The sequence below is a fragment of the Halalkalibaculum sp. DA384 genome, assembly GCF_043951955.1.
Taxonomy (GTDB): domain Bacteria; phylum Bacteroidota; class Rhodothermia; order Balneolales; family Balneolaceae; genus JAMQKA01.
In genome coordinates, this window is record NZ_JBINJE010000045.1 from 1 (window position 1) to 23,157 (window position 23,157).

The 23,157-nt window shown below is 44.0% G+C and carries 32 protein-coding genes and 1 tRNA gene; 14 read left to right on the plus strand and 19 right to left on the minus strand.

Annotated elements, in window-relative coordinates; all coding sequences use genetic code 11:
* Positions 1 to 187 precede the first annotated feature (187 nt).
* Positions 188 to 385, minus strand: coding sequence for a hypothetical protein (locus tag ACG2E4_RS16760; protein ID WP_395262461.1), 198 nt, complete (start codon positions 383 to 385; stop codon positions 188 to 190).
* Between the two features lie 125 nt (positions 386 to 510).
* Here ACG2E4_RS16760 and ACG2E4_RS16765 point away from each other — a divergent pair, with 125 nt between their 5' ends.
* The 7 genes from ACG2E4_RS16765 to ACG2E4_RS16795 all read left to right on the plus strand — a co-directional run bounded on the left by ACG2E4_RS16765 (position 511) and on the right by ACG2E4_RS16795 (position 6,105).
* The gene (locus ACG2E4_RS16765; RefSeq protein ID WP_395262460.1) at positions 511 to 834 is read left to right on the plus strand and encodes a hypothetical protein; all 324 of its coding nucleotides are present in this window, start codon (positions 511 to 513) and stop codon (positions 832 to 834) included.
* 161 nt (positions 835 to 995) lie between these two features.
* Complete coding sequence (ruvC, locus tag ACG2E4_RS16770; protein ID WP_395262459.1) at positions 996 to 1,577, plus strand: crossover junction endodeoxyribonuclease RuvC; 582 nt, start codon at positions 996 to 998, stop codon at positions 1,575 to 1,577.
* A 4-nt stretch (positions 1,578 to 1,581) separates the two neighbouring features.
* Positions 1,582 to 2,190, plus strand: coding sequence for a Holliday junction branch migration protein RuvA (gene ruvA / locus ACG2E4_RS16775; protein WP_395277291.1), 609 nt, complete (start codon positions 1,582 to 1,584; stop codon positions 2,188 to 2,190).
* A 156-nt stretch (positions 2,191 to 2,346) separates the two neighbouring features.
* Entirely contained in the window at positions 2,347 to 3,030 is a 684-nt protein-coding gene (locus ACG2E4_RS16780) for a response regulator transcription factor (RefSeq protein ID WP_395262462.1), read from the plus strand.
* On the plus strand, positions 3,027 to 4,109 hold the full coding sequence (locus tag ACG2E4_RS16785) for a sensor histidine kinase (RefSeq protein WP_395277292.1): 1,083 nt from the start codon (positions 3,027 to 3,029) through the stop codon (positions 4,107 to 4,109). Before ACG2E4_RS16780 ends, ACG2E4_RS16785 begins: the two co-directional genes overlap by 4 nt.
* Before the next feature lie 307 nt (positions 4,110 to 4,416).
* Entirely contained in the window at positions 4,417 to 4,848 is a 432-nt protein-coding gene (locus ACG2E4_RS16790; protein ID WP_395262456.1) for a fasciclin domain-containing protein, read from the plus strand.
* A gap of 180 nt (positions 4,849 to 5,028) precedes the next feature.
* Positions 5,029 to 6,105, plus strand: coding sequence for a mannose-1-phosphate guanylyltransferase (locus ACG2E4_RS16795; protein WP_395277293.1), 1,077 nt, complete (start codon positions 5,029 to 5,031; stop codon positions 6,103 to 6,105).
* 94 nt (positions 6,106 to 6,199) lie between these two features.
* Here the strand turns inward: ACG2E4_RS16795 and ACG2E4_RS16800 are convergent, their stop codons facing one another.
* From ACG2E4_RS16800 to ACG2E4_RS16810, 3 genes are read right to left on the minus strand one after another with little or no spacing between them, the layout of a single operon-like run.
* The gene (locus tag ACG2E4_RS16800) at positions 6,200 to 6,961 is read right to left on the minus strand and encodes an MBL fold metallo-hydrolase (RefSeq protein WP_395277294.1); all 762 of its coding nucleotides are present in this window, start codon (positions 6,959 to 6,961) and stop codon (positions 6,200 to 6,202) included.
* A complete protein-coding gene (locus tag ACG2E4_RS16805) occupies positions 6,961 to 7,266 on the minus strand; it encodes a hypothetical protein (RefSeq protein WP_395262453.1) in 306 nt (101 codons plus the stop codon). Before ACG2E4_RS16805 ends, ACG2E4_RS16800 begins: the two co-directional genes overlap by 1 nt.
* A 9-nt stretch (positions 7,267 to 7,275) precedes the next feature.
* Positions 7,276 to 8,043, minus strand: a complete 768-nt coding sequence (locus tag ACG2E4_RS16810; protein WP_395277295.1) for a hypothetical protein — start codon at positions 8,041 to 8,043, stop codon at positions 7,276 to 7,278.
* A gap of 70 nt (positions 8,044 to 8,113) precedes the next feature.
* Between ACG2E4_RS16810 and ACG2E4_RS16815 the strand changes: the two genes are divergently transcribed.
* Complete coding sequence (locus ACG2E4_RS16815) at positions 8,114 to 8,665, plus strand: glutathione peroxidase (protein ID WP_395277296.1); 552 nt, start codon at positions 8,114 to 8,116, stop codon at positions 8,663 to 8,665.
* A 116-nt stretch (positions 8,666 to 8,781) separates the two neighbouring features.
* Here ACG2E4_RS16815 and apaG read toward each other — a convergent pair whose 3' ends face one another.
* A complete protein-coding gene (apaG, locus tag ACG2E4_RS16820) occupies positions 8,782 to 9,204 on the minus strand; it encodes a Co2+/Mg2+ efflux protein ApaG (RefSeq protein WP_395262450.1) in 423 nt (140 codons plus the stop codon).
* 149 nt (positions 9,205 to 9,353) lie between these two features.
* Here apaG and ACG2E4_RS16825 point away from each other — a divergent pair.
* Positions 9,354 to 9,427 (plus strand) — tRNA-Asp (locus tag ACG2E4_RS16825).
* A gap of 261 nt (positions 9,428 to 9,688) precedes the next feature.
* Positions 9,689 to 10,183, plus strand: coding sequence for a PEGA domain-containing protein (locus ACG2E4_RS16830; RefSeq protein ID WP_395277297.1), 495 nt, complete (start codon positions 9,689 to 9,691; stop codon positions 10,181 to 10,183).
* 190 nt (positions 10,184 to 10,373) lie between these two features.
* On the opposite strand, the gene ACG2E4_RS16835 is transcribed toward ACG2E4_RS16830, so the two are convergent.
* The 13 genes from ACG2E4_RS16835 to ACG2E4_RS16895 all read right to left on the minus strand — a co-directional run bounded on the left by ACG2E4_RS16835 (position 10,374) and on the right by ACG2E4_RS16895 (position 17,598).
* A complete protein-coding gene (locus ACG2E4_RS16835; RefSeq protein ID WP_395277298.1) occupies positions 10,374 to 10,619 on the minus strand; it encodes a hypothetical protein in 246 nt (81 codons plus the stop codon).
* Positions 10,616 to 10,801, minus strand: coding sequence for a hypothetical protein (locus tag ACG2E4_RS16840; protein ID WP_395277299.1), 186 nt, complete (start codon positions 10,799 to 10,801; stop codon positions 10,616 to 10,618). Before ACG2E4_RS16840 ends, ACG2E4_RS16835 begins: the two co-directional genes overlap by 4 nt.
* Positions 10,798 to 10,983 (minus strand): hypothetical protein, encoded by a 186-nt coding sequence (locus ACG2E4_RS16845; RefSeq protein ID WP_395277300.1) that lies wholly within the window; start codon positions 10,981 to 10,983, stop codon positions 10,798 to 10,800. The genes ACG2E4_RS16840 and ACG2E4_RS16845 overlap by 4 nt, the downstream gene beginning before the upstream one ends.
* A complete protein-coding gene (locus ACG2E4_RS16850) occupies positions 10,980 to 11,198 on the minus strand; it encodes a hypothetical protein (RefSeq protein ID WP_395277301.1) in 219 nt (72 codons plus the stop codon). Before ACG2E4_RS16850 ends, ACG2E4_RS16845 begins: the two co-directional genes overlap by 4 nt.
* Positions 11,199 to 11,200: 2 nt before the next feature.
* Positions 11,201 to 11,482, minus strand: coding sequence for a hypothetical protein (locus ACG2E4_RS16855; protein ID WP_395277302.1), 282 nt, complete (start codon positions 11,480 to 11,482; stop codon positions 11,201 to 11,203).
* A gap of 132 nt (positions 11,483 to 11,614) precedes the next feature.
* A complete protein-coding gene (locus tag ACG2E4_RS16860; protein WP_395277303.1) occupies positions 11,615 to 11,977 on the minus strand; it encodes a hypothetical protein in 363 nt (120 codons plus the stop codon).
* Between the two features lie 22 nt (positions 11,978 to 11,999).
* Positions 12,000 to 12,584, minus strand: coding sequence for a hypothetical protein (locus ACG2E4_RS16865; RefSeq protein WP_395277304.1), 585 nt, complete (start codon positions 12,582 to 12,584; stop codon positions 12,000 to 12,002).
* Positions 12,585 to 12,868: 284 nt separating this feature from the next.
* Positions 12,869 to 13,678, minus strand: a complete 810-nt coding sequence (locus tag ACG2E4_RS16870) for a hypothetical protein (RefSeq protein WP_395277305.1) — start codon at positions 13,676 to 13,678, stop codon at positions 12,869 to 12,871.
* A 2-nt stretch (positions 13,679 to 13,680) separates the two neighbouring features.
* Positions 13,681 to 13,947 (minus strand): hypothetical protein, encoded by a 267-nt coding sequence (locus tag ACG2E4_RS16875; RefSeq protein ID WP_395277306.1) that lies wholly within the window; start codon positions 13,945 to 13,947, stop codon positions 13,681 to 13,683.
* A 97-nt stretch (positions 13,948 to 14,044) separates the two neighbouring features.
* On the minus strand, positions 14,045 to 14,251 hold the full coding sequence (locus ACG2E4_RS16880; protein ID WP_395277307.1) for a helix-turn-helix transcriptional regulator: 207 nt from the start codon (positions 14,249 to 14,251) through the stop codon (positions 14,045 to 14,047).
* Between the two features lie 161 nt (positions 14,252 to 14,412).
* On the minus strand, positions 14,413 to 15,015 hold the full coding sequence (locus ACG2E4_RS16885) for a hypothetical protein (protein WP_395277308.1): 603 nt from the start codon (positions 15,013 to 15,015) through the stop codon (positions 14,413 to 14,415).
* 4 nt (positions 15,016 to 15,019) lie between these two features.
* Positions 15,020 to 16,291 carry a tyrosine-type recombinase/integrase gene (locus tag ACG2E4_RS16890; RefSeq protein WP_395277309.1) on the minus strand — a complete coding sequence of 424 codons (1,272 nt, stop codon included), beginning with the start codon at positions 16,289 to 16,291 and terminating at the stop codon, positions 15,020 to 15,022.
* A gap of 602 nt (positions 16,292 to 16,893) precedes the next feature.
* On the minus strand, positions 16,894 to 17,598 hold the full coding sequence (locus ACG2E4_RS16895) for an SGNH/GDSL hydrolase family protein (RefSeq protein ID WP_395277310.1): 705 nt from the start codon (positions 17,596 to 17,598) through the stop codon (positions 16,894 to 16,896).
* Positions 17,599 to 17,949: 351 nt separating this feature from the next.
* Here ACG2E4_RS16895 and ACG2E4_RS16900 point away from each other — a divergent pair, with 351 nt between their 5' ends.
* From ACG2E4_RS16900 to ACG2E4_RS16915, 4 genes are all read left to right on the plus strand, one after another.
* A complete protein-coding gene (locus tag ACG2E4_RS16900) occupies positions 17,950 to 18,420 on the plus strand; it encodes a hypothetical protein (RefSeq protein WP_395277311.1) in 471 nt (156 codons plus the stop codon).
* Positions 18,420 to 19,586, plus strand: a complete 1,167-nt coding sequence (locus ACG2E4_RS16905) for a M1 family aminopeptidase (RefSeq protein ID WP_395277312.1) — start codon at positions 18,420 to 18,422, stop codon at positions 19,584 to 19,586. The genes ACG2E4_RS16900 and ACG2E4_RS16905 overlap by 1 nt, the downstream gene beginning before the upstream one ends.
* 413 nt (positions 19,587 to 19,999) lie before the next feature.
* Complete coding sequence (gene nhaC, locus ACG2E4_RS16910) at positions 20,000 to 21,385, plus strand: Na+/H+ antiporter NhaC (protein WP_395261473.1); 1,386 nt, start codon at positions 20,000 to 20,002, stop codon at positions 21,383 to 21,385.
* Between the two features lie 447 nt (positions 21,386 to 21,832).
* Positions 21,833 to 22,933, plus strand: coding sequence for a cis-3-hydroxy-L-proline dehydratase (locus ACG2E4_RS16915; protein WP_395261472.1), 1,101 nt, complete (start codon positions 21,833 to 21,835; stop codon positions 22,931 to 22,933).
* Between the two features lie 58 nt (positions 22,934 to 22,991).
* Here the strand turns inward: ACG2E4_RS16915 and ACG2E4_RS16920 are convergent, their stop codons facing one another.
* On the minus strand, positions 22,992 to 23,150 hold the full coding sequence (locus ACG2E4_RS16920; protein ID WP_395277313.1) for a hypothetical protein: 159 nt from the start codon (positions 23,148 to 23,150) through the stop codon (positions 22,992 to 22,994).
* Between the last annotated feature and the right edge of the window lie 7 nt (positions 23,151 to 23,157).

Consider the following 23,157-nt stretch of genomic DNA (forward strand, 5'->3'; position numbering starts at 1 on the left):
TGAGACGCGACATGTCGCGTCTGTACTGGATTTTTCTTTGGCTTTCGCGCCCCATTCAAGGCTGGGAAGGCAGATCTACAATTATTCACTGCCCACCAAGACCCATTCTCCATTCTTCATTCCTGATTTTTAATGACTGTTGTCCGGTAAACACCGTTGGAGCTGCCTACTACAAATTCGGGGGTGTTCATTTTTTCACCGATGAAAAAATAAACGAAAAAAATCGCCGGCTGAGGTAAACTTGACCTGAAGGGGGCGTCGTTCCGCTAAAAAAATCACAGATTTTTTCTTCACGCTCCCCTCCGCACCCTTCCGGGCGGTCAACTTTACCAAGGCCGGAAGCAGGGCTGCCATTTTCTGCTGCCCACCAAGATCCATTCTCCATTCCAAATTTTTAATTCAGCATTCCCCACCGCCCTATAGAATTTTTTGTGGAATCAAGTGCCCGGAGCCAGAGCGTAAAGAAACCATTGCTGTCTGAGATCCGCGTTTTTCAGCGGATCGAGTTCAATGGTTTTAGCGGCGGCGCAGGAAACGCCACAAAAAATTCTCAGGCGGCGAGTTTTTTCGTTTCTTTTTTGCTCGTTCAAAAAAGAAACACCTAAGAAAGTTGTTGAAGATACCATCAGAAATGGAAGGCTATCTCCAAGCAATAAAGTCTTCATTTTGTCCGCACAAAAAATGAATGGGAAAGAAGGAAATAAAACTCCAAAAGCAAAAGAAGCCTATTCCTATAATACAGGTGTTCCTTTTGGATTGATCCAAAAAGAACGTAAAAATATAGGCGGTGAATGGGGCAACCGCTCCAGCCAAAGCTGGCATGGGGCTCGTTGAGGCGCGACATGTCGCGTCTTTGGAAAGCTGATTAAGAAACCCAAAAGGAAAAAGCTTTCGCGGCTTTTTAGGATGCCCTCGCTATTGCGTTATGTTTGGGTCGGTGCATTCTGTTATATTGAACAAGGATAACAACTGCTTTTATATTACACCGAACTTTTATGCCTGATATCATTTTAGGGATCGATCCCGGCTCCCGGAATACCGGCTATGCCATTCTAACGGAAGAAAGCGGCTCTCTCAAGGCATTGCGCTGCGACACCATTCGTCTGGCCGATATTGAGGAGCATTCCGAACGACTAAAGGTTATCTATGACCGGGTTTCGAAACTGATCAAGTCGTTTAACCCCACCTCGCTGGCGGTGGAGACGCCGGTATATGGAGTGGATCCCCTGGCCATGCTTAAGCTGGGGCGGGCCCAGGCCGCCATAATGCTGGCGGGAGCCAACCAGGGTATTCCCATCACCGAATACTATCCCAAGGAGGTAAAAAAATCGATCACCGGGAATGGCAACGCCAGCAAGCAGCAGGTTGCGTTTATGTTAAACAAGACTGTACAGCTGCCCAAAGACAAGTTATCCAATGATGCCACGGATGCACTGGCGGTGGCGTGGTGCCACCTGATGAAGAGGAACAGTATCGGAGGCCGTATCCCCGGGGGCAAGAAAAAAAAGCACCAAAACAGCAGTAAGTCGAGCTGGGCCGACTTTGTTCAGCAGAATCCCGATCGCGTAAAAGACTGATTACATGATTGCATATTTAAAAGGAAATTTGGAGACCAAGCAACAGGAATTTGCCATCATCGATGTCAACGGGGTGGGATATGAAGTGGAAATATCAACGCAGACACTGGAACAGCTCCCTAAAAAGGGCACTGAAGTCAAGCTGCTTGTCTACCATCACATTACCGACAACGATCAGCGACTGTTCGGTTTTGCCACGCCCGAAGAAAAAGAGCTTTTCGAACTGTTGATCACCGTAAAAGGGGTGGGACCAAAGCTCGGGCTCACGATACTCTCCGGGCTGCCCGCCACGCAGATTACAGCGGCGCTGGTGCAATCCGACAAAGATGCACTGAAACAGATTACGGGAATCGGCAAAAAGACGGCCGAACGGATGATCCTGGAATTAAAAGACAAAATTGCGGATCTATCGATGGGCGTTCCGCAAAACGTGTCGGATGGATCGGAATCATTGCCTGGAAGCCTCAAAAAAGAGGCTGTATCGGCATTGGAGTCCCTCGGTTTCCGCAAGGGAGAAGCGGAAAAAGCGGTGGTGGCCGCCGCCCGGCATAATGGGTCGCCTGATGATCTCCAGCAACTGGTCAAAAAGGCGCTCAGCATGCTCAACAAGTAAGAGCTGAAGTCATTGTTTCATTCCCTGGCGAATAGATAACAATAACTTAACACCCCTCATTTTAAATTGAACAGGCTCGTTTGTACTATTGGAGCGTAAATCCGACAGGATATTTTCGTATCTTGCAAGGTTTAATCCCAAATAGATAATTTTGACATCGTGGCTGACAAGCAAACCATTCTCATAGTCGATGACGAGCAGGATCTGCTGGATCTTATCGAATACAACCTGAAAAAAGAGGGCTTTGACGTCCTGAAAGCAGAAGATGGTGAAGAGGGCATCGAAGTGGCCCGCGAGCACAGGCCCAGCCTCGTACTCCTCGATATCATGATGCCCAAGATGGACGGGCTGGAAGTGGTAGAGGTGATGCGGAATGACGAAGATCTGAAACGTATCCCCATCATTTTTCTGACCGCCCGGGGCGACGAAAAGACGGAAGTAGAGGGGCTCGACAAAGGCGGCGATGACTATATCACCAAGCCGATCAGCACGACAAAACTTATTTCCCGGATCAAGGCGGTTCTCCGGCGGTTTGAAGAAACCGAAGAGCCGGTCAACCGACTGGATGTACACGATATTACCATCGACAAGGATCGCTACATCGTCACCCGCGGGGAGGAGGAGTTCCACCTGCCGCGAAAAGAGTTTGAGCTGCTGTACTTCCTGGCCAGCCGCAAAGGGAAGGTCATGGACCGGCAAACGCTGCTCAACCACGTATGGGGCGACAATATATATGTTGTGGATCGCACTGTGGATGTACATGTGCGTAAAATCCGGGAAAAATTGGGAGACGAATATATCGAAACGGTAAAAGGCGTAGGATATCGCTTTAAAGAATGAGGAAACAACCCTTCAGCCGGAGCTCCCGGCTGGCATTTAGAATCGCCATACGTTCTGCCCTGCTGATAGGGGTATCTGTGCTGTTGTTGAACCGGTTTTACCTGCAGGAGGGATGGTATTTTGCGGGCGTGAGTGCTGGCCTCCTGGTATTGCTTTCCACCGTAGTTATCTATTTTGTCGTATCAAGGGCCGAATCTGACCGGCTGGAAACCCTGAACTACATCGCCCGCAATATAGCCCGAAAGCGGTTTGAGGATTACGAAAACCTGACCACCGACGGGCGAGATGAGCTCGACTACCTGATCAAGCAGTCGATTCGTGCCAGTAAAACCGTGGAGCGGGAAATCCAGCGGTTGAACCGGATTGAGAATTACCGCAAGGAGTTTATCGGGGATATCTCCCATGAGCTGAAAACGCCGATCTTTGCGATCCAGGGATTCATCGAAACACTGCTCAACGGGGCTATCGACGATACCGATGTCAACCGGCAATTCCTGAAAAAGGCGATGCGCAACGTTAACCGCCTGATATTCCTGACCAAGGACCTGATGGAAATTTCCAAGCTTGAGACGGGCGAATTGAAGTCCGATGTACAGGATCTTCACCTTCGTGAAGTCGTTATGGATGTGACCGAAAGCCTGCAATACAAGGCCAGGAAAGAAAATGTATCGATCTCGGTGCAGGACTTCGACAAAAATCTGCTGGTGAGCGCCGACCGCAACCAGATCAAACAGGTGCTTATCAACCTGATCGAAAACGCCATCAAGTATAACAAGCCGGGTGGGCGGGTTACCGTCGGCATCAAGCCATATCCCAAGAACGATGAGAAAGTGGAGGTGTTTGTACAGGATACAGGCATCGGTATCGATCAGAAATATATTGACCGGGTGACCGAACGCTTTTTCCGGGTAGATAAATCGCGCTCGCGCGAAAAGGGGGGCACGGGACTGGGGCTGGCGATCGTCAAGCATATCATGGAAGCCCACGGAGAGCGGTTTTTCATCGACAGCACACCCAACGTCGGGTCGACCTTCAGCTTTACGCTGACCAAAGTGGAGCACACCCAAGTTTCGGTGTAACAGTTGATTTTAGCACGTCCTACCAGCTTGTCCGTTCCTGGCACTCAGGAAGTCAACTTCTGTCGACTCAACTCATATCACATTCATGTATTGAAAAGGGATCGTAGTGTAAAATGCCGCTCAGCAATCGGCCATAAAATGGCCGTATAAAGACAAACATTGTTAAAAAGATAAAAAGACAAGGGGCCGGTGTTAAGTAATGTAAGAAGCTTTAAAAGGCAGCAACAATAAGGGAAGAGAGCGGTTTGAACAATAAACCGGCAGCCATTTACTGTCATCCAAGACTAACCAGATATAGGAAAAAGTTATGAAAAAAGTATTTAATATACTCTCTACCGGACTTCTCGTATTTACATTAGCTATCGGTATCGGCATAAATAATGTACAGGCCCAGGACGATACGGTTATGGAGGTGGTAAACTCCAATAATGAGCTTAGTACGTTTTCCGAGTTACTGGCAGAAACACAGTTACCGGAGTTGCTCACCCAGGAAGGGCCTTTTACCGTGATCGCCCCAACCGATGAAGCTTTTGAAAAATCGGGTATTGACACTGACCAGTTGAAAGAAAATCCCGATCAGCTGCAAAATGTGGTCATAACCCATCTGTTCAGGGGAACCCTTGGATCTGATGAAGTAGAACCCAATACCGGCGCACCGGTTAAGGAGGGAGATGTTGAAGCCTCCAATGGGGTGGTTCATGTAGTGGAAAATGTGGTACAGCCCAAAAAACAAAACTAAGTTCTCAACCTACCATCCCATCCCAAACCCTCAAAGGTCCTGTGTAAAAGCAGGACCTTTTTATTTACTGCTTCATCACTCCATTGTCTGCTTCATTATTCCGTGTCAATTCCCTACCTTCAACTCAATCAACTTTTCCGCCCTGCGCGGATGCTAAAACCCAATATTCAACTTCTTAACATGTTACATGCCGTCATTATGGCCGGGGGTTCCGGTACCCGATTCTGGCCAAAAAGCACCCGGGAAACACCCAAACAATTTCTCAACCTGTTCGGCGACAAAACAATGCTGCAGATGACCGCCGACCGCATCAGGAAGCGGATCCCCGTTGAACAGATCCTGGTCATTACCAACGACCGATACATAGGACTGGTAGAGCAGCAGCTGCCCGATCTTCCCGGAGAAAATATCGTGGGCGAACCGGTGGCCAAGAATACGGCGCCCTGCATAGCTTTTGCCGCGGGATTGCTGCGGCAGCGCGACCCCGACGCTACCATGGTGGTGTTACCCGCCGATCACTACATCAGGCAGGAACAACGCTTCATCTCCATCCTTGAAGCAGCCGCTGCCAAGGCAGAAGAGGACTGCCTGGTAACCATCGGCATTCAGCCGGAACGGGCAGAAACAGGCTATGGATATATTGAGTTTGACAGTGACAGCGGAGAAACCGTCAACGGTCATGATGTTCGCAAAGTCAATAAGTTCACTGAAAAACCCAACAAACAAAAGGCCCGGGAGTTTATCAGTGCAGGCAACTATCTTTGGAACAGCGGCATGTTTGTATGGAAAGCCACGACGATCATAGAACAATTCCAGGCTTTTCAGCCTGAGATTTATACCCAATTGAAAAAGCTCGCTACTGCAAATCCCAACTCCCCCGACACGCTCCGCCGTTTTTATGAACACTGCCCCTCCGTATCTATCGACTACGGGATTATGGAGCACGCTAAATCCGTATTTGTGGTACCCGGAGAATTCGGCTGGAACGATGTGGGCAGCTGGACCGCTCTCTACGAATTACGCGACAAAGATGAACATGGCAACGTCGTACAAACACAGCACCTGAAGACTGAACAGGCTTCCAATAACCTGGTCCAAACGCAAAGCGACAAAATGATTGCATTGGTGGGCGTTGAAAACCTGGCGATTGTGGAGACCGACAAGGCTATCCTGATCTGTAATCTGGACAAGGCGCAGGGAGTCAAAAAAATTGTGACTGCACTAGAGGAGTCTGAAGAAACAAAATCCTTTCTGTAGGCACCGGTTCCGGACTCACTCCGCAGGTTTAACACTACCGTTGAAACGGTGGCAACGCGGTGCCCGGAGATAAGTTATAATCAGCTGCTCCAGACTAATCCACTTCCAATATTAGCTGATCGTATGCCAGGCGTACATGCTCCGGCAGGCGCTGATTGCTCTGTTTGTGATTGACCCTGGAGTTCATGTGGATCAGATAGGTACGGGGAATTTCCAGTTTCGTAGCCTTCTCTACGGCCTCGGGAATGGTCATGTGCGTAGGGTGCTCCGGTTTCCAGCGAAGTCCGCTCAGCACCATCACTTCTGAACCTTTGATCAACTTCTCGGTAGATTCAGGAATCTCCTTTACATCGGTAAGGTAGGATATATTCCCCACCCTGAAACCCAGCACATCCACCTTGCCGTGGTTGGCAGGCAACGGGGTGATTCTCAGATCCTGAAACTGGAACGAGTCTTCAATCACATTCAGTTCAACCGAGGTAGCCCCCGGGTACCGGTCCGGTCCGAACATATATTCAAACCTTCGTTTGATCGATTCTTTACAGGTTTGGGAGGTATAAACCGGTATGGTCTGCTTTTGCTTATAGCAAAAAGGGCGCAGATCATCTAGTCCGGAGATATGATCCATATGCTCATGGGTAATCAGGACAGCATCCACCCGGGTAATACCCGCCCGCAGGGTCTGCAGGCGAAATTCCGGCCCCGTATCGATCACAATCGAAGATTGCTCTGTCTCGATCCAGGCCGAGCAGCGCCAGCGTTCATCACGCGGATCCCCCTTTAAACGTTCACTGCCAAAACCCCCGGCTGTGGGGACGCCCATAGATGTTCCGGTACCTAGAAAAGTAAATTTCATTATTCCTGGTCAAAGTCGAGTTCATCCATTTCTTTTTCCCCAAACCGGTTGAACCGATCCCAAAGCTCCTCCAGGTGTTTCCGGACAACCGGTTTTATGTAGGTATCCTGCATGTTCAGCTTTTGAAGTACACGCGCCAGAATACCCACCTGCAACTCAACCGGGCGATTCCTGTTGATGACAACAAGCTTCTCACCCTCCACAATACAGTGGTCGCCGCGAAATGTACCCCGCTCTTTGCGTATTTCATACCCGGCCTGTTCCACAAGTTGCTCTAGCTCAAGAAGTAGCTTTTCCGATTTCATGCTATCAATTTAAAACGTTATTCCAATAATGAAACTGTATGACCGAAGATTGTAATCGAACTCATTTTCTTCAACATCAAACCGCTTGAATCCGTAATCCCAGCCGGCCGTGATTCCCACATCGCCGAATACCCGGTCTACGTAAAGCCGACTCTTAGTTTCCAGCTCATAAATTTGTCCCCCGAAGATACCGCCTGTTGCAAAAGAGAACCCGTAATTTGGAATCGCCGCAGCGGAGATTCGAACCTGTTGTCCCAGTCGGGCATTCACCTGCGCACCCGCGCCGAATTCCAGGGTTCCCTGCCGGAACTGTGCATCGCCGGCCACACCCTGGTTGTTGGTCACCGTATTAATACTTGATTTTATCTGCAGTGGAATCTGAAACTGAAAGCCTGGTTGGCGGACGAGGCGCAATCCTCGCACAGCTTTGGCCCCGGCATCAAAATACCCTATGTCATCGATGCCGGTCAACCGACCTCCTACCCCTATATACGCTTCGAACCCGTAGGTCTCAAATCGCATTCGCAATAGCGGGCCGTCAAAGGCGTAGGCTCCGCTATTGGCATCCGAGACATCTCCCTGGTAGGTGAACTCAACCGGCTCCAACCCCAGGTAAACGGCATTTGGCGGTATTAATGAACGCTCCCGCACCGGTTCATTCTCCTCTACGGAAAACATCTGGGCACGCGCTTCTTCAGTAATAGACAGGGGCATCAACAGTGATATAAATAATAAAAGAACGGAATACGTACGATTTTCGCGGAAATTATATTTCATTGGGAACTCTTCATGTAATATTCACATTTAAACCTTATACTTTCAGCGTTGAACAAAAGGGGTCAAACTTATGAAGTCTCTTTTAATTTTATTGATTGTTTCGTTAGTGAGTTTTTCAGGAACGGATAAAACAACAGATTCCGTACACGATTTTGAACTTAATAATATTGAAGGAGAAAAGATCCCCCTAAAACAGTTTGAAGGTAATGTTCTTTTAATTGTTAATACCGCTTCCGAATGCGGATATACTCCTCAGTACGAAGGGTTGCAAGCTCTTTATGAGAAATATAAAGGCAAAGGAGTTGTAGTTTTGGGTTTCCCTGCGAATAATTTTGGAGGACAGGAACCTGGAACGGATGACCAGATAAAAAAGTTTTGTAAGGCAAATTACGGAGTTACGTTCCCGATGTTTTCCAAGATCTCAGTAAAAGGGAACGATATTAATCCACTATTTGATTATTTAACCAGTCAAGATAACCCTGATTTTACTGGCGAGATCAAATGGAATTTTGAAAAGTTTTTGATTGGTAAAGATGGAAAGTTACTGCACCGCTTTCGAAGTGATGTAAAACCGCAAAGCGACACTATAATAAATGCACTTGATGAAGCGTTAAAAATATAAGAATCTATCCCTAACATCCCATCACCATCCCGACAGAGGGCCGCAACTGATACTTGCGGCCCTCCTTTTTTATAAAATCATTTCCCAGTCTCGCAGTCCCGCGCCGAAAAATGCTACTAGTTTAAGCGGTGCGCACGAAGCGCAAATCTCGGGATATTCACTTTGATGGTTCCGTACTCCTCATGTTCCATAACGTAATACCCCTCCATCACCCCGCTGTATGATTTGAGTACGCACGAACTGTTATACTCAAACGATGTTCCCGGCTCAATAATCGGTCTCTTGCCAACCACCCCGTCGCCGTCGACCTCGTATGTTTGGCCAATAGAATCTTGTATCAGCCAGTGTCTTTTTAAAAGCTGCAGGCTCCCTTCTCCCCGGTTCCGGATTGTAATAAAATAGACAAAGACGTGTTTACGCTCTACAGGATTCGATTTGTCTTCAAGATAGAGCGGTCGGACCTCAACTTCTACGTTGTGAGAAACTTCAGTAAATGATGGCGTTAGATTCATCATGGCGCTTTCTATCTTTACCCTCATTATAACTGAATTTTCTTTCTTTTCGAATATATTTTATTTGAATTTTATCTTGACATAGGACCGATAAGAACGTTATATTTGAAGCTCTCAAAACGGCAGGAGTAATGATTACATATAGCCTTTTGAAATTAATTTAGTAATTATCATACGGTCCGGTAGTTCAGCTGGTTAGAACGCCTGCCTGTCACGCAGGAGGTCGCGAGTTCGAATCTCGTCCGGATCGCTTCTTACTAAGCCCTTAGCTCCCAAAGAGTTAGGGGCTTTTTTATTTTTAGAATATCTCTTCTTTTAAGGGCGTTATTTTGTTCTGGTACTAGAATGGTACTAGGTTTCTAATCGTTACCCCTGTTAAAACGATCTCAAATAAGGGGCTGTTTTAGTGCGTAATCCCCACCCCCTGATAGTTTTTTGAAAATAATAGATAATCAGTCATTTTATATTTTTTAATTGGGTACAACATTAATCACATCAAAAGGGTATTACTATGTCATTCACTCATAAAGCACCTATTGCAACTCTTCTAATCGTATCATTCTTTTTAACAAGCTGTGCAACTATTTTTAAAGGCAGTACTGCAGAAGTGCGGTTCAACTCTTCACCTTCTGGAGCAGAGGTTTTAATAGATGAAATAAATAAAGGGGAAACTCCAACATCTGCACAACTAGCCAGAAGCGAAAGCCATACTGTTACCTTTCAAAAGGATGGGTATGAAGATGTAAAGGTTAAGATTAACAAAAAGTTTGATGGAGCTACTACCATTTTAGGCAATCTTGTTTCTTGGTGGCTTCTTGGAGTTGTTGTTGACGTTGCCTCCGGTGCTGCTTATACACTAAGTCCTGCAGATATTGATGGTAATCTTAATGAATTGGAGAATGCTGGGGTTATCGACACAGACGAATTGCCAAAGCCAGAAGAAAATACAATTCATGTGTTTATGATAACACAAGAAGAGTGGCAGCAAATTCAGAACAGTAAATAGTTTAATGCGTTTTCCTGCCTCGCCTATTTAAAAGTGGTCGGGGCTTTTTTTGCCTTGGTGGGATTGAAACTTGCCAGATATGCTATAAACGGGAATTTCCGAAAAATGCCGTTAACAGGCCAGAAACGGCTTTTAAATTTAGCCATAGAGAGTAGATCGGAAGGGTGAAAGGGGTATAGTATGCCTGTTATTACACGTCTGGGGCTTTTCCCTGTGAATTAACAATAATCACTTGAATGTAATCGGATTCGTTTAAGTTATTCGATTCAATCCAACTTTTTAACGCCTCTTCATTAGGTAGCTGAAAATCATCCTCATTGGTATGGGAAACGTTTACAGTTCCATCCTCTTTAATGATAGCTACATAAGGGGGTTTATAATCTCTGGTAACTTGCTGGGCTTCTATCCGTTCCAGTCGCTTTTCTAAAGACTTCATTTTCTTTCGAGTTCAAATATTTTACGGTTATCGGTTTCGTGAATAAGCACCTTATTAAACCGTTCGGGATTTTCTACTTGCTCCCTGCTATCGTAAATAACACGCTCAACGGCTGGGGGTGCTGTCGGTTGCTGGTTTCTACTTTCTAACTTTTCAATACGTTTACGCTGTGAACTTCTCATATTGCATCGTTTGGGTTTCGGGTTCCTCTATTTGGATTATACAAGGCGTCTAATGCCTTAGATGTATCCGTTTCTGAATCATCTTCAAGAGCGTAAATACCTGTTAAATTATTGGGTACATCTTCACGCTCATTCATGGTAACTGATTCCAGTTTTTGTACTCTTCGTTTTTGTGATTTCATACTGTTTGGGCTTTTTCGGTTAGGCTTTCAAGTCGGTTAATTTCCTGCTGGGTAAGCAATGATAAATCCCCCTCTCTGTTCCAGTCATAGCCAGCCTTTTCAAGTGTTTCGATATAGAAGTCAAGCTCTGAATCTGATAACACGCTAAAATCTGCATTAGGTACGCTGTCGGTTTCCTCTTCCAGTTGCTCAATTCGTTTACGTTGTGATCTCATAATCAACCTACTTTTTTAAGGTTATTTTGCTCTTCTAGGGCGGTTATTCTTTCCTCTAAATCCTCAATCTCTGTTAGTTTTCGGTGCTTACCGGCCAGCTGTGAATAGGCATGAGCAGCTTTTAATTTCATCTGCATTTCCTCTTTGTCATAGTCCTTACCGGCTTCACCTAAGAAAACAGGCTCAATAGACTTCAAAGCGTCCTGAATCCGTAACTTTAGGGTCTTAATATCCCAACTTTTACGGCTTCGGTTCCTCTTCCAACTACTGTTATATTCACTCATTATAAACGGTTTTAAATCTTTGGTTATCGCTTAATTTTGGCTTCTACAGGCTTCAAACCTATAATTGATAGAACCCCCTACCCCTGCCGTATGCAAGGGATCTTCGGGGGGTTTGAACCCGTATAGGTCTGATTAGCTTCTTTTCTGCTTAATGACTTCGGCCGTTGACTTTGGAGTCATAGCATTAACGGCTGGGTTATCACTTTTAGGGGTTTCATCCGTATTATTATTGCGCTTGTTACGGATAATATCCGCACTTGAAGGTGGTGTCATAGCCTCGATAGCTTCGCTTTCGTTCACCTGTGGTGCTATCCCTTCGTTTATTTCTTTGAGCGTCTTAAAGCCCAATTTTGATAGCTTTTCGGGATTCATACCACTATGTGCAGAAATATTAGTGATATACTCCTGTCGCTTCTCTTCTTTAAAGAAATTGAGCGTTTCCCGTTGCTGTCTATTAAGTGTCGGTTTTTTAGCTTTTCTGGTATGAAGTGTCATAATAATTCACCTTATTTTTTGCTTATTGTTGTGGTTGAAGTTCTCGTAAATCACGATTCTTAAAGTTTTTATTTTGAAGAGCTTTGGCACGTTGTTTAAATCCGCTAAGAAAGTCCTCTGGGTCGTTTATTGTCCAGTAGTACATGCACTCATTATCAATAGAATTTAGGCTCAAACCGCTATAGGTGCTATACATTGCAATGTGATCTTTGTACGCTTTGGCCTTGTGAAGTAGTGGCATAAATTCATCAACGATCTTTTCGGCTTGCTTTGAAGCCTCTTCAAGAAATTCCTGTTTAGCTTCTGCTGTTTTCAGTCGCTGGGCTTCCAGTTCCTCTTCTAAATCCTGCCAATCTTCTTTGCAACTGATAATATCTTTTTTGCATTGCTCAATCTGATTATCAACACGCTTCATTTCATCCAGATTAATATCATCTTTCTGGTAAAGGCGGTTACTCTGTTTTTCCAGCTTTGGCAATTTCTTTTGAGCGGTTTTGAGCTTTTGCTTAGCATCTTTGATATTTTGCTCAATTGCTTTGGTTTTCTGCTGGGCTTCCTGCCATTTCTTATGCGAGTCAAGTTCGGCTGGTTTCTTTAGGTTTTTCATATCGTTTAAATATTTGGTTTAGGTTAAAAGTAAATCCCTACTAACAGAATCACTGCTATTAGAAATATCATTATGCTGTAAAATTGTTTATCTGCTTTGTCCATAATTTCGGGGGTTATAACTCATTTTCTAGTACCATACTAGTACCAAAGTTGTTTTAAGTGCTTTATTAGTAATTATTTTCATGTCTATTAGTCGTTTAACTCTTTGTATTTCATACAGTTACAATATCCTATCATATTCATAGTCCTTTAGTGACCTACTGCGTACTGAACAGAAAACAGCTAAAAAGGCACTTCCTTTCGCTGTTTTAATTCACTAAAAAACACATTCGGTTTAGGTGCATCTTTTCGATTCAGTTTATCAATCTCATTTAACAGATAACTTTCAGGGTCTTTTACTCCATCGGTTTTTAGGTCTTTCATCACATCTTCAATATCTGCCAGTAATGGTAAATCCGAACCACCTTTATTTTTTTTGGGGTAAGCATTTAAAACTGATTGGGCTTTGCTAATTAAATCAGGGGGGGAACTATGATTTTTACCCTTACTAGAGCTTTTACCATTACTAGAACTATTACTACTACTATACCCCTTAGCGTACCCTTCCGTTAGGGTATCCTTACCCTTATTATCCTTGTTAGAATCATCTGGAGGCGGTTCAGTTGTTTCGGTTACTTCACCTGTATAATTGCTGAATAGTTCGGGGTCATCTTCAACGGCCTTGCTGTAAATGCCATGTTCTTTGAGCTTTTTAACAATACTCTTGTGGGGGCCAGCTTTAGTGGATAGGCTCCCCTCTTCACCTACTTGCTGGTAACGGATAAACCCCCTAAGCCATAGCCTTTGACCTTCAAGCGGTTCTATCCTCTTAGCATCGGAATTAACGGCCTCTATGAAGGTTTTTATAAAGGTTCTATCTATCTGAAAGCCTAAATAAGCCGTATCAACTGGGAAATGAAGCTGGAACACGCCTGAAAGATCACATCTATTATTCAGGTATAGCCAGAAAAGCCGTTGTTTGGTATCTAAAGCTGAAAAATAGGGCTTCTCCCAAACTGAAGGGTCTGTAAATCGTTTGCCTATATTACTCATTGTTAGGCCTCTTCAAGCTCTAATTGAGAATGAATTTTATCTATCTTATCTGGGTCTGTTGTCAGAAATTGGGCTGGGTGTTTCGTTATAGGACAACGATCTTCTTTAACAAGAGCCACTTTATTTTGCTCTCGAAAATCTCGGATATACCAACAGATGTTGGCACGTTGGATACCCGTTTCAACGGATACCATTTTCATCGTTTTAGGCTCTTCCTTAAAAGCCTCAAAAACTTTCCTTACTTGGTTTTGTCTGGTTGCTGAATCCATCTGGTTTTCCTCCGTATTTTTTGAAGGGCAATTAAGAAAACCGTATTATAGAAGCGGTTTTCCTTCGGGCTTGGAGCTATACACTCCAGGCCTTTTTTTATGCCACTTCTTTTTGGGGTTCATCTTCTAGCTCTCCTGAAAGCCATTTTTCTACATCAGACTTTCGGAATCCAACGGCTCTGGGGCCGAAACTGACTTTCTCGATAGGTAACTTTCCTTCATCCATCCAGCGGTAAAGCGTACTGATATGAATATCCAGAATGGAGCACAATTTTTTGGGGCGTATAATGTCTAAATCTTTCATCTTATAGCAGTTCTTTTTTGTTTCGATTAACTACTATAAGGTACTAATAAGGAGGGCAACTATAAACTTAATAGAATCTATAAACCACTGGGAGACAGTAGTTTACGGTTATTTATGATGTATAGAATTGTATAGCTTTGTATAGACTTGTACAGGATTTTTTATTGTTTATGGGTTTTCTTATAAATATCGGGATGATTGTCCTTAAGTCGGTTTCTCAACGTTTCCCAACTCCCTATTTCTTCTTTTTTGCCTTCATTTATTTCAAACTTGCAAAAGCTACATTCAAAGGCTTTTTGCAGAACAAACTTAGAACCCTTTCGAGTATATTTCTTACTGATTTCCTTAATTTCTTTTAAACATCTTTCGGTTAATCCCTCTTGAATATCCGGTGCGCTTAAATCGTAGTCGTAATTTTTAAAAATCCTAACTTCTGTTTCTACATCTTCTTTTTCTTCAAAATAAGTAAGTGCTTTTTTAACTTCTGCTAACCCCTTTTCTATCTTAGGAACAGCCTTTTTATAATATGGATGGTCCACTTCAGATAGCAGATATTCTAAACCGTTTTTAAGTTGCAAAAATCGTTCATAAATCAATTGAGCTTCTTTGTCAGGGTACTTCATTGTCCATGACATTGGGGGTTCTTTCCATGCCTTAGTAATCCAGGACTTTACTAAATCATCCTCAACTATTGCACGGTAAGGAGTTGCTAATCCCTTAAACAACTGATTTCGTTTATTTCTTCTTTCTTCAAATGGGTTCATAACACTATCCAATTTTGTGAATTTTCGTTTCTTTCTCTTCTAATATCTGTTTTAGTTTGTGGCTCCATCGGTTCATTGCCTGTCGTTTTTCATCTTCATAGCCATGCCGATCGTAAATAGCTGTAACTTGATCGTCTCCAGCTAAACTTTTGTGGTTTAGAATCTTTCCTAATACGGTTCTGTCAACGCCTAACTTTGCCATGTAAGTAGCAACGGTACGTCTTAAATCATGGGGTCGAAAATCAGACACCTTAGATTTTTCCTGAATCGTTACCCTTGCTCTGGTTAGCCATTTCATAGGGGCGTTATCTTCTTTAGGAGAACAAAAAACATAGTCGGTTTCCCCTGTTATTGGCCTCATTTCCTCAATGATTTCAAGAGCCATAGGAGAAAGGGGTACTAGGTGTTCCTCTTTGTTCTTAGCGAGTTCAGCCGGTATTGTCCATACATCCCCCCGAATATCATCCCATTTCATCTGCATGGTTTCGGTCTTTCTTTGCCCTGTAATGAGCAGCATTTTTAAAACCGATCCTGTAGGTTCGCTCCAGTTATCGAAATGCTCCCATAGGTTCTGAATCTCTTCGGGCTTATAGTATCGGTTACGCTTTTGCTCAACGTCTTTGCCCTGTTTCGTTTTCTTATACTTGGAAACTTTCTCAACGGGGTTCGAGTCAATCAACCGTCTGTCAATAGCAAAGTTAAATATCTTTGATAACCTTGCTCTTATACGATTAGCCATTACAGGTGCGGGTTTTTTGCCATAGGCTTTCGCATCTAACAAACTAATAATTTGATTAGGCGTTATATCCTTAATGGGGTACTTACCTAACTTTGGGGTCAACTCTGTATCAATGATTCGCTTATACTCTTTTCGGGTTTTCTCTCTTAGGGTCGGTAAGTACTTTTCGGTAAACTCTTCGGCCAGCTCTTTGAATGTTTGGGGGTCTGGAGCTTGTTTCCGCTTATTCTTTTCAGCTTGGGGGTCAATCCCTTCGTTAACTTGTGCCTTTATTTTACGTGCTATTTCTCTAGCTTCGGATATTCCAATATCTGGATAATCTCCAATCTTATATTTTTTTGCTTTCCCATTATGCCAGTAATTGAAATAAAAATACTTATTCCCTGCTTTCGTGATCCTTACTAATAACCCTTTAACTCCTTTTCGTTTTAATCGTTGAGTTTCGGGGTCAATATCATGTTTATCGTAAATCTCAACACGCTTACCGTTTCCCCCTTCATTTCTTAGGAACTGGTCTGTTAAATACTGTTTAGCCATAACACTAAGGTTTAGTTGTTGGTACTAGGCTGGTACTAGATTGGTACTAGGAAATTCAACGAAACAAGCCTAATTTAAAAGAACTTCTAAGAACTAAGATAACCCTTAGGCTTATGGTATTCAACGATTTAGAGTAATTTAAACGAAAGTTAAAGAATTTATAAGAATAGCTTGTTTTCTGCCTGTCACGCAGGAGGTCGCGAGTTCGAATCTCGTCCGGATCGCTTCTCATAAGCCCCTGACTTTCAAAGAGTTAGGGGCTTTTTTGCTCTAAAAAATTTAACTTTTTTTTGAAAATACCTCTCATGCTCAAGTATGGATACTCGGGGACGGATTAGTTATTGTTTCGGCAGTAATTTTGTCACTGCACGGTCGGAAAGTGAACTTCAAGGAAATTATTACGCTTACCAGCAAAACCGGTACGAAACTCATTACGATTAGATAACTGAATTACGTGATTAGCAGAGGCCTTCGAAATATCTTCTCTGCCTGATGTGTATACAGGAGTTTGGGATGGCCAAACAACAGTATTTCAGTGGCATCTAGCAATATATTATATCCACGTTCATAGCACCTGTTGACAAGGTAAGCTGATACTACAACTACCTTGTCGTCAAATACCCGAGTTCCCTCTCCAGCATCGTTATGATACCCTTGGATAGTTGTTCATACCCTTCAGTTGTAAAATGGACATCTCCATCAGCAACAGCATGTTTAGCATGAACTTTGCAGGATATGTTATACAAATCGTATACCAGTATCCTATGTCTTGCCATCACTTCCAGGGCAACTTCATTATAGATTTTTTCATCCCCTTTAAATCTTCCGGCTTCGTTCTCAGGTATACAGGTAGTGGTGATGAATATTGGCTTGGCACCGGTATTCTTTAAAATATCCACAATCGAATCCAGGTTTTTCCTATAAACATCAGGGGTATTGGTGATGGTCCCGTTAATTTTATCCCTGTTTCCATACACTTTCGCATCAGGATGCCGGTAGCAGAGATCCCACAACCCCCAATTAAAAAGAATGATATCCCAATTATCCGAGCCCAGCCAGTCGTGTATTTTATTTAGCCCGGTACCAGTGTGTTCAGCATTACCCTCAATACGTTCGATAACTGCTTTTCCTTCCAGGGCTTCCCGGACAAAAGGGGTATACCCGGCTGAAATTGAGTCGCCGATAATCAACACGTTGGGATTACTACGGTCACACCCAAAAATCATCAGAAGAAAAAGGATAACGGTACAAGTTGAAAACGGTATTATTTCCGCTTTATCGATTAGTAGATGATTAACACTATTCATAAAATCACATTTAATTTTGAGGAGGGCTTTGCAAGACCCTCACTTCTTCGTTCTGAAAGTTCCGAGACTAGACAAGACGATGAAGAATCAGGGATTAAAACTATTCGACGCTCCCGGGCTCTGTACCTGCCACCCTTGGTTCGAGTATATAGTTAAACCTCTCATAAAGAGCCAACTGAGGTTTACCTCCATCAACTAATCATTATGTATTGAATACTTGCAGAATATAATTTTATATACGGCAATATTTTGCCAGGTCAACTTAAATTGGGTAACGTGTTAATATTAGCACCTGAATATAGGGCCGAGTTGGTGCTCGTAGGGTCCCGGTAAATAATTGATAAATGGCATATGAAAAAAATACTGCTTCTGTTCTCCGTCTTCTTTTATGCCGCCGGTAATCTTTTTGCCGACGACTACCCTAAAAACCATGATATTGACATTCAGCATTACGCGTTCGCGCTTACCTTGTCAGACCAGTCAGATGAGATTAAGGGCGAGGCCACGGTAACGGTCTCTTTCAAAAAGGACGATCTTCAACAGATGCGTCTTGACCTGATCAACCGCACCTCTGCCCGGGACGGCAGGGGCATGGTGGTTGAGTCGGTCACCTCCGGGGGGAAAACACTCCAATTTACCCATGAAAATGATGCACTGGTAATCCAGTTTGCGGAACCTGCTGCGAGTGGTGAAATCCTGCAGATAACCGTCACCTATGCGGGCACCCCGGCAGATGGCCTCCGGATTGGGGAAACGAAGTATGGCGACCGCAGTTTTTTAGCAATAACTGGCCAAACCGGGCCCGGCACTGGCTTCCCGTAATCGACCATCCCTACGAAAAGGCCACGTCAGAAATGGTAATCACCGCGCCCTCGCATTACCAGGTCATCTCCAACGGGCTGCTGCAGGAAGAGTCAAACCTGGGCAACGGGCAAAAGCTTACGCACTGGAAACATTCTGTCCCGATTCCCTCTTGGCTGTTTGTAGTTGGGGTTGCAGAATTTGCCGTACAATATCTTGGTGAATTCGAGGGTAAATCGATACAAAGCTGGGTGTACCCACAGGACCGGGTAATCGGCTTCCAGAATTTTGCAGAACCCACAACACACTCTCTGCGGTTTTTCAGCGAATATATCGGTCCGTACACATACGAAAAGTTGGCCAATGTTCAGTCACCGAGTGTTGGCGGGGGGATGGAGGCATCAACGGCCGTTTTTTATTCAGAAAACGCAATCAAGGAAGAACAAACCCCCTGGCTTCACAATGTGATCGTCCACGAAGTGGCCCACCACTGGTTTGGGAATGCGGTTACCGAATCCACTTGGGATGATGCCTGGCTGAGTGAGGGATTTGCCACCTATTTTACCATGCTATTCCGGGAACACGCATATGGGCGCAACGATTTTATCAACGAACTGCAAAAAGCCCGTCAGCGTGTTTTCGACTATTATGAAGGTGATCCAGGGTACAAAATAATTGCTCCTCGCTCTGCCGAGTCCGGGCCGGTTACCAGTCGTGCTACCTACCAAAAAGGGGCCTGGGTACTGCATATGTTGCGAAATTTGGTAGGTGACCATGCCTTTAAAAGGGGAATTCAGTCTTATTACCGTCGTTACGTGAATTCCATTGCTTCCACATCTGATTTCAAATTTGAGATGGAGGAGGCATCGGGAAAAGATTTGGATACATTTTTCAACCAGTGGCTATATCAGGGAGGGAATCCGGCATTGGATGGTAGTTGGAGCTATGATCCAAATCAAAAAAATGTAGAGATACAGTTAAGCCAGGTTCAAGCTAAGCAGTTTCAGTTTGAAATACCCATAGAAATCGGGATCTACGGTGATGATGAAATTCTGCCGGACGTTAAAAAATACGTTATGGATCAACGGACTATGAAACTAACAATTCCTGTCGAAAAAGAACCTGAGGAAGTGGTTATTGATCCCGGCACCAAACTGCTGGCCAAATGGACTTTTATTAAAGAATAAGGGTTCCTTTCTTTATCCTGAATATGCAACTCCACTTTTGGCAATTGGGGAATCCAAAACCTGACGGGCAATGTTGTTGCCGTTTCGCAGATCACTCCTCCATGTGTATCACCCAGCCGCCGGTATATCAAAGAGTTGTGCCTGCCGGCTGTTTCCTCACCCGGGATTTCGCATACAGCTGACAGGCTGACACTGAGACTTGCAAGGCACAATGAAGCACGTTGTTAAAAGAAATGAATGAACTGTGGATTTTAAATTCATTCCAAAACCCTTCCTTAATTTAATTTTGTGCCAGTAAATAGCAAAAAAGTATTCAATTTGTTAATTCTATTTTGTTATAGTCTTTTCTCCTTAATGTATTTAAGGAATTCCTTAGCTTGCCCGATATTAGAGATGTAATCAAATACAGAACTATGGATAATGATTTTCGGCTCCCGACGAAATGGGAAGTTATTGCTGTAATGATACTGATTCTGGCAATATTGTTTTTTTCCCTTGCCCAGCTACAGTTGCCTATTCAACTTGCGCTGTTTGCCTGCTGGTTTATCGTAATTGGCCTCGGTATAAAGATCGGATTTCGTTATTCAGATATGCAACATGGACTGGTCAAAGGGATATACAGCGGCTTGGATGCTGCGCTAATCCTCATAGGTGTTGGGGCCCTGATTGGGTCCTGGATTGCGGGGGGAATAGTACCGAGTATCATTTATTATGGTTTATCGATCATGAACAAGGAAACTTTTCTTGCTTCAGCATTTATCATTTGTGGTGTTACATCTCTTACAACTGGCACCTCATTTGGTACTGTCGGAACTGTTGGGATTGCCATGATGGGCATTGGTCAAGGATTTGGTTTTTCATTGCCTTTGGTAGCAGGATCAGTTATATCGGGAGCTTATTTGGGTGATAAATTATCCCCGTTATCCGACACTACAATTATGACCGCTTCATTATGCCAGGTAGGGGTGATAGATCACGTAAAGTCAATGCTCTATATCAGTATTCCTGCAGCGGGAATTGCATTCGTTTTGTTTTTAATTGCAGGATTTAATTATGGCGGTAGCAACGTTGATTTAAGCCAGGCGACGCTATTTCGGGAGGCCATTTCCACACATTTTAATACCGGTATATACCTATTGCTCCCCGCTGTCGTGGTCATTGTACTACTGGTATTTCGATTACCTTCACTACCGGTAATTACGTTTGGTGCCTTGCTTGGCGTTGTATGTGCCGGAGCCTTTCAAAACTTGAATACCCTTGATTCAGTTCGGTCACTGTACTCTGGCAGCTTAATAGAAACAGATGCAGCATTTATAAACACCTTGCTGAACAGGGGGGGAATTGAATCTATGTATGGCGTCATCGTTTTAATCATGTTCGCATTGGGACTGGGAGGACTGATGAGAAAAGTGGGCATACTCCAGGTTATTGGCAACCAACTGCTCGCGTGGGCCGATACCGTCGGGAAGTTGACCACCTCCACTATATTGAGCGGATTCTTCGGCAATTTTTTCGGCGGTGCTGCTTACGTTTCGCTTATTACAGCCAGTACGCTTACCGAAAAAAGGTACAGCTCAATGGGTATCGACAGAAGGGTTCTTTCCCGTAATACTGAAGCAGGTGGCACCGTAACTACTCCCATGGTACCCTGGACAGATGGTGGAATTTTCATGGCCACGACCTTGGGCGTCAGCACAATTAGCTACCTGCCGTTTCTGTGGTATAATATTTTGGTTTTGTTGATTGCGATTATTTTTGGACAGTTCAATATTGCCATTTGGTATACGGAACCGGAATAGGAAATTCGATTTTATAAATTAAAGACGAATTCCTTTTGGGCCTTACCGATTTCCTCGATTTTTTTACTTCCTTGGCATGGAAAAAAGCCGATAGAAAACCAAGACTAAGGGGCTTGCATAATTGGGGTCAGCTGGTTTCAACTTCCCATTTTTCGGACTATTCAACTAAAAATCCAAGAACTGAAGGACAGGGGTACCACCCCAGTCGGGGACTTATATAAAATAGATTTAATATTTGAAAGGGAAGTGATTAAAAAACTAACAGTTTTAGAAAAAAAAGTACTATAAACCCAAGCATATACTTTTAAAGTTATAACTTTATCTTTTATCAAATCAAATTCGGTAAATATTCTGGTATTTGCCATCAAATTATCAACGGGTCTGTTAAAAAAGTTGAATAGCATAACCAGTTAACCCACATCAAAAACATTAAATCAAACTTATTCTATGAAAATCTCGAGTATTAAGGTTTATCAGGTTGATCTTCCGCTCCACGAAGGTAGTTACAACTGGTCAGAAGAGAAAAGCGTTGACGTGTTTGACAGTACTGTTGTCCTGCTGGAAACTGATTCTGGCATTACGGGTGTTGGGGAAGTGTGTCCGTTGGGCCCGGTGTATCTTCCTGCCTATGCCCGTGGTGTACGCACGGGGTTAAAGGAAATGGCCCCTCAACTTATTGGAAAGGACCCTACACAGCTGCAGAAGATCAATCGCCAGATGGATTATTTGTTAAAGGGCCACCCCTATGTTAAATCGGCGATAGATATGGCTTGCTGGGATATACTCGGCAAATCGGCTGATAAACCTGTCTGCACGCTTCTTGGAGGGCGTTATGGAGAGAATGTTCCTCTCTACAGAGCAATATCCCAACGGCCGGCGGACGAAATGGCTGAAAATGTCGCTAACTACAAAGCAGAAGGCTACAAAAAATTTCAACTCAAAGTTGGTGGGAATGCAAATGACGATATAGATCGTATCCGCGCTGTTCGTAATGTCCTTGATAGCGATGATGTTTTAGTTGCGGATGCAAACACGGGCTGGTTGAAACATGATGCAATGCGTGTAGTAAAAAATGTAGCAGATGTTGATGTATATATTGAACAGCCATGTAATTCCTACCAGGAATGTCACTCAATTCGGGAACATACGGACCTGCCGTTCATCCTTGATGAGGTTATAGATTCTGTGGAGATGATATTACAAGGAGTTAATGACCGAGCCATGGATGTGGTCAATATCAAAATCAGCAAATTCGGTGGGTTAACCCGTGCCAGGCAAGCTCGAGACCTCTGTGTTTCTTTGGGTATAGCAATGACTTTGGAAGATAGTTGGGGAGGAGATATCATAACTGCAGCAATTGCTCATCTTGCCCACAGTACCCCCCCGGAATTTATTTTTAGCTCTACTGATTTCAACAGTTATGTTACTACCTCTATTGCCGAGGGCGCTCCACAACGTGTGGACGGTCGCATGGCTGCCTCCACCAGGTCGGGCCTTGGTATTAAACCACGAATGGACGTTTTAGGTGATCCCGTTTGGAGTTGTTAATTTGATCTTCCAGTAAAAACTCACAGCAGTCACTTGATTTTTAAAAAGGATCCGGTAATTACTTTCCAGACTGATCCTCATTCAATTGTATCGGAGGGCCCGTCGTATCCCGGTATTGAGTCCGCAGGCCGCGCAGCCGTTCTTTCAGCTCCCGCGTCCGCTGGGCGTATTCCGGCTGCCCGTACAGGTTGTTCAGCTCCATCGGATCCTCCTGCAGGTCGTAT

Bases quoted from the DNA above. Each gene is read 5' to 3' on its own strand.
- ACG2E4_RS16785 (WP_395277292.1), top strand. From the start codon at position 3,027: ATGAGGAAACAACCCTTCAGCCGGAGCTCCCGGCTGGCATTTAGAATC.
- ACG2E4_RS16760 (WP_395262461.1), bottom strand. From the start codon at position 385: ATGGAGAATGGATCTTGGTGGGCAGCAGAAAATGGCAGCCCTGCTTCC.
- ACG2E4_RS16790 (WP_395262456.1), top strand. From the start codon at position 4,417: ATGAAAAAAGTATTTAATATACTCTCTACCGGACTTCTCGTATTTACA.
- ACG2E4_RS16895 (WP_395277310.1), bottom strand. From the start codon at position 17,598: ATGAATAGTGTTAATCATCTACTAATCGATAAAGCGGAAATAATACCG.
- ACG2E4_RS16840 (WP_395277299.1), bottom strand. From the start codon at position 10,801: ATGAGAAGTTCACAGCGTAAACGTATTGAAAAGTTAGAAAGTAGAAAC.
- ACG2E4_RS16795 (WP_395277293.1), top strand. From the start codon at position 5,029: ATGTTACATGCCGTCATTATGGCCGGGGGTTCCGGTACCCGATTCTGG.
- ACG2E4_RS16900 (WP_395277311.1), top strand. From the start codon at position 17,950: ATGAAAAAAATACTGCTTCTGTTCTCCGTCTTCTTTTATGCCGCCGGT.
- ACG2E4_RS16860 (WP_395277303.1), bottom strand. From the start codon at position 11,977: ATGACACTTCATACCAGAAAAGCTAAAAAACCGACACTTAATAGACAG.
- ACG2E4_RS16810 (WP_395277295.1), bottom strand. From the start codon at position 8,043: ATGAAATATAATTTCCGCGAAAATCGTACGTATTCCGTTCTTTTATTA.
- ACG2E4_RS16845 (WP_395277300.1), bottom strand. From the start codon at position 10,983: ATGAAATCACAAAAACGAAGAGTACAAAAACTGGAATCAGTTACCATG.
- ACG2E4_RS16880 (WP_395277307.1), bottom strand. From the start codon at position 14,251: ATGAAAGATTTAGACATTATACGCCCCAAAAAATTGTGCTCCATTCTG.
- apaG (WP_395262450.1), bottom strand. From the start codon at position 9,204: ATGAGGGTAAAGATAGAAAGCGCCATGATGAATCTAACGCCATCATTT.
- ACG2E4_RS16835 (WP_395277298.1), bottom strand. From the start codon at position 10,619: ATGAAGTCTTTAGAAAAGCGACTGGAACGGATAGAAGCCCAGCAAGTT.
- ruvC (WP_395262459.1), top strand. From the start codon at position 996: ATGCCTGATATCATTTTAGGGATCGATCCCGGCTCCCGGAATACCGGC.
- ACG2E4_RS16870 (WP_395277305.1), bottom strand. From the start codon at position 13,678: ATGAGTAATATAGGCAAACGATTTACAGACCCTTCAGTTTGGGAGAAG.
- ruvA (WP_395277291.1), top strand. From the start codon at position 1,582: ATGATTGCATATTTAAAAGGAAATTTGGAGACCAAGCAACAGGAATTT.
- ACG2E4_RS16885 (WP_395277308.1), bottom strand. From the start codon at position 15,015: ATGAACCCATTTGAAGAAAGAAGAAATAAACGAAATCAGTTGTTTAAG.
- ACG2E4_RS16815 (WP_395277296.1), top strand. From the start codon at position 8,114: ATGAAGTCTCTTTTAATTTTATTGATTGTTTCGTTAGTGAGTTTTTCA.
- ACG2E4_RS16855 (WP_395277302.1), bottom strand. From the start codon at position 11,482: ATGAGTGAATATAACAGTAGTTGGAAGAGGAACCGAAGCCGTAAAAGT.
- ACG2E4_RS16800 (WP_395277294.1), bottom strand. From the start codon at position 6,961: ATGAAATTTACTTTTCTAGGTACCGGAACATCTATGGGCGTCCCCACA.
- ACG2E4_RS16850 (WP_395277301.1), bottom strand. From the start codon at position 11,198: ATGAGATCACAACGTAAACGAATTGAGCAACTGGAAGAGGAAACCGAC.
- ACG2E4_RS16915 (WP_395261472.1), top strand. From the start codon at position 21,833: ATGAAAATCTCGAGTATTAAGGTTTATCAGGTTGATCTTCCGCTCCAC.
- ACG2E4_RS16805 (WP_395262453.1), bottom strand. From the start codon at position 7,266: ATGAAATCGGAAAAGCTACTTCTTGAGCTAGAGCAACTTGTGGAACAG.
- ACG2E4_RS16765 (WP_395262460.1), top strand. From the start codon at position 511: ATGGTTTTAGCGGCGGCGCAGGAAACGCCACAAAAAATTCTCAGGCGG.
- ACG2E4_RS16875 (WP_395277306.1), bottom strand. From the start codon at position 13,947: ATGGATTCAGCAACCAGACAAAACCAAGTAAGGAAAGTTTTTGAGGCT.
- ACG2E4_RS16830 (WP_395277297.1), top strand. From the start codon at position 9,689: ATGTCATTCACTCATAAAGCACCTATTGCAACTCTTCTAATCGTATCA.
- ACG2E4_RS16890 (WP_395277309.1), bottom strand. From the start codon at position 16,291: ATGGCTAAACAGTATTTAACAGACCAGTTCCTAAGAAATGAAGGGGGA.
- ACG2E4_RS16865 (WP_395277304.1), bottom strand. From the start codon at position 12,584: ATGAAAAACCTAAAGAAACCAGCCGAACTTGACTCGCATAAGAAATGG.
- nhaC (WP_395261473.1), top strand. From the start codon at position 20,000: ATGGATAATGATTTTCGGCTCCCGACGAAATGGGAAGTTATTGCTGTA.